Source organism: Rhizobium sp. AC27/96 (assembly GCF_001692325.1).
Taxonomy (GTDB): domain Bacteria; phylum Pseudomonadota; class Alphaproteobacteria; order Rhizobiales; family Rhizobiaceae; genus Rhizobium.
The window spans coordinates 1-1,009 of record NZ_LXKN01000013.1 but is presented as its reverse complement, the minus strand read 5'-3'; the positions used below and the strand labels follow the sequence as shown (position 1 = coordinate 1,009).

At 64.7% G+C, this 1,009-nt stretch carries 1 protein-coding gene; it reads left to right on the top strand.

All coding sequences use genetic code 11. The annotated features are described in order from the left end of the window. Positions 1 to 1,009, top strand: a 1,009-nt coding sequence (locus A6U86_RS11625; protein ID WP_198929056.1) for a putative Ig domain-containing protein, incomplete at both ends; no start/stop codon positions are given.

Sequence of the window (1,009 nt, the reverse complement as noted above, 5' to 3'; positions counted from 1 at the left end):
GGCCGGGCTGACGCTCTCGTCCGCCGGTGTCATATCCGGCACGCCAACGGGCGGCGGCACGTACAACTTTACCCTGACCGCCACCGACAGTTCGACCGGCACCGGCGCTCCGTTTGCCGTCGCCAAAGCCTACAGCATCACCATCGCTGCACCGACGATTACAGTCGCTCCGACGACGCTTACGGCTGCCACCGTGGCCACGGCCTATACTCAAACCATCACGGCCTCTGGCGGCACCAGCACCTACGCCTATGCCGTAACGGCAGGTGCCCTGCCGGCCGGTCTTACCTTGTCTTCGAGCGGCGACCTCTCGGGAACAGCGACCGAAGCCGGCACCTTCAACTTCACTGTCACCGCAACCGATAGCTCCACCGGTTCCGGACCTTACGCCGGTTCCAGAGCCTATAGTCTCAACGTCAATGCTCCGATCCTATCATTGGACCCGGCGTCGCTGCCCGCTGGCGCCATCGGAGCCGCCTATAGCGAGACCACGACAGCTTCGGGCGGAACCAGCCCTTATAGCTACGCAATCACCGCCGGCTCCCTGCCGGCCGGACTGGCGCTCTCGTCCGCCGGTGTCATATCCGGCACGCCAACGGGCGGCGGCACGTACAACTTTACCCTGACCGCCACCGACAGTTCGACCGGCACCGGCGCTCCGTTTGCCGTCGCCAAAGCCTATAGCATCACCATTGCTGCCCCGACGATTGCGATTACCCCGGCGACGCTTACGGCTGCTACCGTGGCCACGGCCTACAGTCAGGCCATCACGGCTTCGGGCGGCACCAGCACCTACACCTATGCCGTAACCGCAGGTGCCCTGCCGGCCGGTCTGGCACTCTCGACAACCGGGGTTCTCTCCGGCACGCCAACCGCAGGCGGCACCTTCAATTTCACCGTCACCGCAACCGATAGCTCCACCGGTTCCGGACCATTCACCGGGTCGCGGGCCTATAATCTGGTTGTCAATGCCCCGACGATTGCAGTCGCTCCGACGACACTTGCCGCG